Origin of the sequence: Pseudonocardia sp. KRD291, from assembly GCF_019263595.1 — a bacterium.
GTDB lineage: Bacteria > Actinomycetota > Actinomycetes > Mycobacteriales > Pseudonocardiaceae > Pseudonocardia.
The window spans coordinates 1-7524 of the sequence record NZ_JADQDD010000293.1; the positions used below are offsets into that span (position 1 = coordinate 1).

6 protein-coding genes and 1 pseudogene are annotated in these 7524 nt (G+C 72.9%); 3 read left to right on the plus strand and 4 right to left on the minus strand.

Translation table 11 applies throughout. The features are described 5' to 3' along the window. A pseudogene (locus tag I4I78_RS27450) lies at positions 1-494 on the plus strand (hypothetical protein); the annotation flags it as partial. Positions 495-726: 232 nt separating this feature from the next. On the opposite strand, the gene I4I78_RS27455 reads toward I4I78_RS27450, so the two are convergent. Continuing rightward, positions 727-2175 carry an MFS transporter gene (locus tag I4I78_RS27455; RefSeq protein ID WP_218614401.1) on the minus strand — a complete coding sequence of 483 codons (1449 nt, stop codon included), beginning with the start codon at positions 2173-2175 and terminating at the stop codon, positions 727-729. A 147-nt stretch (positions 2176-2322) separates the two neighbouring features. On the opposite strand from I4I78_RS27455, the gene I4I78_RS27460 reads away from it, so the two are divergent. Both I4I78_RS27460 and I4I78_RS27465 read left to right on the plus strand, forming a co-directional pair. Then, positions 2323-3021, plus strand: coding sequence for a FadR/GntR family transcriptional regulator (locus tag I4I78_RS27460; RefSeq protein ID WP_218614402.1), 699 nt, complete (start codon positions 2323-2325; stop codon positions 3019-3021). A 35-nt stretch (positions 3022-3056) separates the two neighbouring features. Beyond that, positions 3057-4550 carry a carboxylesterase family protein gene (locus I4I78_RS27465; protein ID WP_218614403.1) on the plus strand — a complete coding sequence of 498 codons (1494 nt, stop codon included), beginning with the start codon at positions 3057-3059 and terminating at the stop codon, positions 4548-4550. 24 nt (positions 4551-4574) lie between these two features. Here I4I78_RS27465 and I4I78_RS27470 read toward each other — a convergent pair whose 3' ends face one another. The 3 genes from I4I78_RS27470 to I4I78_RS27480 form a co-directional block, all read right to left on the minus strand. Continuing rightward, on the minus strand, positions 4575-5969 hold the full coding sequence (locus I4I78_RS27470) for an aminotransferase class III-fold pyridoxal phosphate-dependent enzyme (protein WP_218614404.1): 1395 nt from the start codon (positions 5967-5969) through the stop codon (positions 4575-4577). Further along, positions 5966-7195 carry an aminotransferase class III-fold pyridoxal phosphate-dependent enzyme gene (locus tag I4I78_RS27475; protein ID WP_218614405.1) on the minus strand — a complete coding sequence of 410 codons (1230 nt, stop codon included), beginning with the start codon at positions 7193-7195 and terminating at the stop codon, positions 5966-5968. The genes I4I78_RS27470 and I4I78_RS27475 overlap by 4 nt, the downstream gene beginning before the upstream one ends. Continuing rightward, on the minus strand, positions 7192-7524 hold a 333-nt coding region (locus tag I4I78_RS27480; RefSeq protein ID WP_218614406.1), incomplete at its 5' end, for a TauD/TfdA family dioxygenase. The genes I4I78_RS27480 and I4I78_RS27475, both read right to left, overlap by 4 nt.

Below are 7524 nucleotides of genomic sequence, written 5' to 3' on the forward strand. Positions count from 1 at the left end.
CGCTGACCGTCGACGAAGCCGCCGCCGCGTGGGATCAGCTGGGCCGGTGGGTCGCCGAGACGTTCGTGCCCTGGTACGAGATCACCCGGGAGCTGCTGCCCGACTGCTGGCCGCTGCACCGGCCCGCGGTGCTGGAACTGTCTTGGCTGCGCACCTGCTACGTGGAGGCCTTCACCTCCGACGCCCGCCCGCAGCTGGCCGCGGAGTGGAGCACCCGCTGGCGCCGCGACGCCCTGGCCAACATCGCCGGCCACATCGACCACTGGAAATGCCACCCCGGCATGCACACCGCCCGCGACGGCAACGAGAACGACCCGAACTACACCCGCCCGCCCGAACGGGCGGTCGTGGGCCACGACGGAGTCAGCCGGCCCACCTCCGGGGACAAGTCGGAGCTGGCCTTCGTACAGAACTGGCGGGCGAACTTCGACACCGCCGCCACCCGCGATCTCGACGCACGCCGGCGCGTCCAGGGCCCACCAGTCACCGAGTAGCCGCCCCCGTTGCAGTGGATCGGGTGCTTCCGCCGGAAGCACCAGGGGTCGTCAGGCCCTCCTGTTGGTGGGGCAGGGGTTGAGGAACATCCTGGCAGGATCCGGCGCTATAGGACGTGGAGATAGTCCATCGTCCCGGCCACCATCCCTAGCAGCCGACCCGGACAGCCAGGCTCCGGGCTGACGCTTCGACCTGTCCCAGCCGTGACGTGCTGTGTCCGATGGCTACGCCTTAGGGCTCCGAGTGGGCGGCTGTGGAGTAGGACTTGGTCGCGGGGCCTGTATGCGTCCGGCGTTGGCTCAGGATCGCCGCCGCGGTACCGGCGACGGCGAGCACGGCGAATCCGCCGAACAGGTAGCGGGCCGACAGCACCGTGTCCGGCTCGCCCAGGTTGACCAGGACACCGGTGAGGGAGGCACCGAACGAGTTCGCCACCAGCTGGACCGTGTTGATGGCGGCGGAGGCCTTGTCGCCGTCCGACCCGCCGTCGGCCTCGGTCATGGCCCCGGCCGCGAGGTGCGGCCACGCCATGCCGATGCCGCTGCCGGCCACCACCATGGCTGCGACCCACAGCGCGATCGTCACGCCGCCGGCCTGCTCCTGCTGGGTCACCGCGGCGAGCCCGAGCCCGCCCGCGAGCACAAGCGGCCCGGCGATCACAATCCGCCGGGTGACGCCGGGACGCGATGCTCCGGCGCTGGGGATCTCGCCGAGCGTCCAGCCCGCGGCGATCGCGGCGCCCAGGAAACCCGCGGCGAGCGGGGCGAGACCGGCCAGCCGCTGTCCGAATAGCGGCACGAAGGTCTCGGCGGTCGAGCCGACGGCGAGAACGGCGATCGTGAGGTAGATCCAGCGCACCGGCGAGCCGGTCCGGAAGGCCGCCGACGGGAGCACCCCGGCGGAGGTGCGGCGTTCGTGGGCCAGGAACAGGACCAGTAGCAGCACCCCGACCAGCACCCCGGCGATGCTGATCAGCGGGGTGGCGAACACGCTGGCCACGCTGACGCAGAGCGCCGCTGCGGTCACCAGGATGAGCGAGATCAGCGGGAACGGCTCGTCCTCCACGTCCTCACGCGCGTTGGGCAGCGCCCACGGGACGAGCACGCCGACCACCAGCGCGACCACGGCGAGCGCGACGAACGCGCCGCGCCACGCTCCCAGCTCGGCGAACGCGCCACCCAGCGCGGGCCCGAGGAACGTCCCGACCCCCCACATCGCCGAAATCAGAGCCGTGCCGCGCGCCCATAGGGTCGACGGCAGCGTGGAGCGGATCAGCGCGTAGCCCAGGCCCGCCAGCAGTCCGCCGCCGGCACCCTGCACGGCCCGCCCCGCCAGCAGCACCGGCATCGACGGGGCGAGGGCACAGACGATGGTGCCCAGGACGAACGCCGCGATCGCGACGAGATACGCGGTACGGCCACTGGTGGCCCTGAGGAGGCGGCTGACCAGCACCGATGTGATCACGGAGCCGAGCAGGAAGATCGTCGTTGCCCAGGCATAGAGCTCTTCACCGCCGATCTCGGCGGTGGCCGACGGCAGCAGGCTGGTGGTCAGGAACACGTTCGTCGCGTAGAGGGCGACTCCGCCGGCCAGCACGAGCATCGCGCCCAGATGGCGTCGGCCGAGCAGTTCTCCCCAGGCCCCGGAGGTGGACTGCCCCTCGGTGTCGTCGGTGTTCATCGCCGGTCTCCCCGGATCTCGTAGGTCTCGGGGACGGGTCCGCCCCTTCGCGGCGACACGATATGTCAGACATCTAGCATCTGTCATGTGGTGGGTGGAGCCGATATGCTGCGGAGCCGAACGGCATCGACGGATCAGGAGGCTCGGGTGGCGCTGCAGGCGGTGGGTGGAAGTGCCTCGACGCTCGACAAGGTGACGTCGGCGCTGGCCGAGGAACTCCGCAGCGGCCGCTGGCCGGTGGGCTCCCGGATCCCGGGTGAGCTGGTCCTGTCCGAGCAGCTGAAGGTCTCCCGCCCGCTGGTGCGCGAGGCCATCCGCGGCCTGAGCCGGCTCGGCATGCTGGAGCCTCGCCAGGGCGCCGGGACGTTCGTCTTGAGCTCGGTCAGCCCCGCCGACCTGCTCAGCGGGATCGGCCGGGCGGACGTGCGGGAGATCTTCGAGGTCCAGATGGCCTACGACGTCCAAGCGGCCGGGATGGCCGCCGAGCGCCGCACCGACGACGACCTCGTGGAACTGCGGCGGCTGCTGGCGCTGCGCGACCTCGCCGAGGACGACCGCGGCGACCCGCAGCGGTTCGCCCTGGACGACTCCGAGTTCCATCTCGCCGTCGTCGCAACCGCCCGAAACCCGGTACTGGTCGAGCTGTACCGCTACTTCATCAGCCGGCTCCGGGGCGGCCTGTTCCACGTGCACGCCGACCTCGAGATCCCTAGCTGCGGGCACGAGTCCCACCGCGCGATCCTGGACGCGATCGCCGAACGGAATGTCGCCGGGGCCCGGGAGGCAGCCCGCCGCGTCGTGGAGAAGTCGTTGGAGCCACTCCGGAGCGACCGCGGAAATCTGTAGGCGACCACCCGAGCTCGCGATCGAAGGGGGCTGTCATGTCATCACCAGCGCTGTCCGTGGACACGCCGGTCGTGTGGACGTCGGAAGGACGTCTGCGAGGACGCAGGGAGGGCGGCGTGACGGTGTTCCGGGGCGTCGACTACGCACGGGCGCCGTCCGGGGCGCAGCGTTTCGCGGCGCCGCAGCCCCCGCTCCCGTGGTCGGGGGTGCGTGACGCGTTCACCCCCGGACCGGCGTGCCCGCAGCTGCCGTCCCCGTTCGCCGCGCTGTTCGGTGACCCCACCGAGCCGCAGTCCGAGGACTGCCTCCACCTCACCGTGTGGACGCCTGCGACCGACGACGCGGCCCGCCCGGTGCTGGTGTGGCTGCACGGCGGCAGCTACCTCACCGGGTCCGGCAACCTGCCCCGCTACGACGGCGCCGAGCTGGCGGCCGAACACGACGCCGTGGTCGTCCTGGTGACCTACCGGATCGGCGTCCTCGGGTTCCCGCCGTTCGCCGACGCCGTACCGATGTCGCCGGACGGCGACGGGTTCGGCACCGGCTCAGAGCCGGTGCGCAATGTCGGGGCGTGGGACCTGCTGGCCGCCCTGCAGTGGGTGCACCGCAACGCTGCGGCCTTCGGCGGAAACCCGTCCGCCGTGTGTGCCCTGGGGCAGTCGGCCGGGGCCCAGATACTGGCTGCGCTGCTGCGGCTGCCGGCGACGACCTCCCTGCTCGACCGGGCCGTGCTGCACAGCGGCCCGCTCGGACTCGACCCGATCGACGGGGAGGATGCCGCCGCGGAGTTCTCGCGGGTGACGGGCGTCGGGACGGCCCGGGCGGCCCGCGGAACGGGACTCGACGTGATCCTCGAGGGCCAGGGCGCGGTGGTGTCCGCTCCCGCGGCGCGCGGTGACGTCCGTCCGGGCGTGCGGCTGGTCTCCGACGGGGTGCTCGCCGGAGGCCCGACGTCAGTGCCGGACCCGCCCGCGACGGCGCTGCCGCTCCTGGTGACCACCGCCCGCGACGAGTGCCGGCTGTGGTTCTCCGACGGCGCCGCACCAGACGACGCGGGCCTGCGGCAGGCCGTCGCCGCGCAGTTCGGCGAGCAGCGCACCGACGAAGTGATCGAGCGCTACCGGGCCGCCGTGGGCGGTGCGCCCGCCTCGATCCTGTCCGCGATCTACACCGACGCGATCTTCACCGCGCCGAACCAGCAATATGCCGAGGCCGCGGCCCGGGCCGGCAACCCGGTCCAGCTGGCCCGGTTCGACGTCGCCGCCCGCGGGCGGCACCGCAGCTACGGTGCCGCGCACTGCATCGACATTCCCTTCGTGCTCGGCTCGGAGCAGGGCCGGCGGATGCCGCTGCTCGAGGGCTGGTCCGCGGCCGAGCTCACCGCGCTGCGGGACGAGGTGCGGGGACGGTGGGCCCGGTTCGCCCGCGGCGAGTTCGATTCGGCAGGCGACGCGGTCAGCCTGATCGGTGGTACGGATAGGACCTCCGACGCGCTGCTCGCGCCGGAGGTCCGTCCGCTGTGGCGGTGAGCCGGTGTGGTGACCGGGCTCAGGTCACCAGGTGACCTTCAGGGGTGAGTGGTTGAGCTTCATCACCAGGCCTGGAGGCAGGCTGCGCTGGCGGCGTAGCAGTCCGGTGATCCCCCGGGTCAGCGCTCGCGGGCGCCGGTCTAGCCAGCTCAGCGACTCCTCGAGCGCGGTGAGTACCTGCTCGATCTGTTTCCGCTCGATCGTGAGCGGAGGGTAGAACCGCAGGACGGGCTGCGCGATGTCCTCGTTCAGCGAGTGTCCGAGGTGGATCCCCCGATGGGCCATCTGCATCGATATCAGGGTCTCGACGGCCGGGTTGCGGGCCCGGAGGCCGGTCATCAGACCGATCCCCGGAGCGTCGACCAGGTGCCGCGGATGCCGTCGCGCCGCATCCCGGAGGCCGTCGAGCAGGACCGGCCCGAGCTCGGCCGCGCGGCCGGGCAGGTCCAGGGCGTGCACCTGCTCGATCGCGGCGGCCCCCGCGGCCGCGGCCACCCCCGAACGCAGCCCGCCGGTGCTGCCGGGCTCCCCCCACAGCGGGGGCAGCTGCTCCGATGCCGGGTGCCGGCGCGCCGAGTCGATCACCTCCGCCGACGCCGCGAGCACGGCGATCGGGACCATCCCCCCGGTCAGCGCCTTGGACAGCAACAGCACGTCGGGCACGACGCCGTCGTGGTCGGCACCCAATAGCCGGCCGGTCCGCCCGAAGGCGGTCTGGATCTCGTCGGCCACGAGCAGGGTCCCGGTACGCCGGCAGGACGCCGCCACCGCGGCGAACCAGCCTGGCGGCGGAACCCGCAAGTGGGCCCCGCCCAGTACTGGCTCGGCGAACACGGCCGCCACCTGCCGGCCTCGCACCGCCCGGTCGAGCGCGTCGGCGTCCCCGGGCGGCACCATCACCACCTCCGGCGACCGCGACGCGAAGGGATCGCGGTGACCGTCGCCTCCGAGCAGCGTCAGCGCGCCCAGGGTCTTGCCGTGGTAGCCGCCTCCGACGACGACCACCCGCGAGCGCCCCGGACGTGCCATCAGCACCGTGCGCAGGGCCAGCTCGGCGACGTGCGCCCCGGAACTGCCGAAGCTCAGGTGCCCCAGCTCCGCCGGGACGACCGTGCGCAAGGCCTCGACCAGCCGCTCGACCGCCGGGTGGCGGGTGCCCCCGACGTAGCCGGGGTTGGTCGTCAGGGTCTCCCGGACCGCGGCCCGCACGGCCGGGTTCCCGTGCCCGACAAGGAAGACCCCGTAGCTGCCAGCCAGATCGAGAGTCCGGCTACCGTCCTCGGCGACCACCTCTGCGCCCTCGGCGTAGGACTCGACCTGACGGTCGACCGCGGCCAGCATTGTGGCTGCCGGTGGGTTCCAGTGCCGGCCGAGCAGGTGCAGCAGCTCCTGCCGGTCGGCGAGCGCGGCGTCGGTCACTGGTCGGCCTCCGGGTCCTTCTCGGCGTCGGACACCGCGGCGGTCACCGCCGCGGTGAGGTGGCGCAGGTCGTCCGGCTCGCTGGTCAGCGGGGGCAGGAACGCGACCAGATCCGGGCCGCACCGGCGGGCCAGTACCCGCCGCCGGCTGAGGCCGCGGCAGAACCGGTCCGCTCGGTCCCGTCCGGTGAACCGGATCCAGGCCAGCGTTCCGTCGACCCCGGCCGCGCGGACCTCCTCGTGGCCGTTCAGCTGGCTCCACGCCTCTCGCAATTGGTCTTGCGCGGCGTGGTTCCGCGCGGGCAGGTCGTCGTGCCGGACCGCGTCGAGAACCGCCCGGACCGTCGCGGCGGCCAGCGGGTTCGCCCCGAACGTGGAGCCGTGCACGGTGGGGTTGCGGTGCCCCAGCACCGAGTCGTAGAGCTGGCGGCTGGTCACCGTCACCCCGAGCGGGACGGTGCCGGCGCCGAGCTGCTCGCCGAGCACGAGGACGTCCGGGACGATCCCGATGCTCTGGCACCCCAGCCGGGTGCCGAGTCGTGCCGGGGCGGTCAGCCGCTCGTCCAGGACGAGCAGTGCGCCGGTCTCCTGGCATCGCCGCCGCAGTGTCCGCCACCAGGTTCCGGACAGTGCGTCCAGGCCGCGGCCCGGTGCGGCCGGTGCGATCACGACGGCCGCGGTCGAGGTGTCCAGCCGCTCCGGCAGCCGTTCGAGGTCCCCGGGGTCGATGGCGTCCGCGCTCAGCGGCGGGGTGTGCAGGACGTCGCGGCCGAAGCGCAGCGCGCTGCCGTGCGCCAGGGCGCCGAAGTCCTCGCCCCGGATCCCCAGCACGCGCCCACGCCCGGGGGCGGCGCCCTTGGCGAGTTTGAGGGCGAAGTCCAGTGCCTCGTCGCCGCTGTTGCACAGATAGCTCAGTTCGAGTGGGGCCGGGCAGAACCTGGCCAGCTCGGTGACCGCGTCCGCGAGCGGACGGCTGATCAGGACACGGCTGGAGAGCGCGACCCGGTCGAGCTGCTCGACGACGGCGGTGGTGACCGCGGGGTGGCCCGGCCCGAAGGCCGCGCTGCGCGCGTCGAGCCAGCGGCCCCCGGTCCGGTCGGTCAGCCATGCCCCGCGGGCCGCCACGATGGTCGGTCCGGTCATCCCGATTAGGTCCCCGGCCGGATCGTCGGTGGGGGCCTCGTCCCACAGTGGACTGGGGTAGAGCTGGTCGTCGACGGCTGTCATCGGACGAAGCTCTGCGCGTTGAGGACCAGCCGGTCGGTGTCGAGGATCGGCCGGCGCCCGTGCATGACGCGGGTGTTGTCGATCAGGACGACGTCGCCGTCCTGCCATCTGACCTCCTCGGTGACGCGCTCGGTCACCTCGGCGCACTCGTCGATGAGCCACTGCGGGAGCTGCGCGCCGTCGTCGAACTCGATGACCGGCGACTCGTAGTTGTAGGAGGGCCCGAAGATGCTGTTCGCCCAGGCAACCCGGTCAGCCGCGCGCGGGATGCGTGCGGCGCCAACGAGGAAGTCGTAGTGGATCCCGCCGTCCGGGGTCTCGTCGATCGT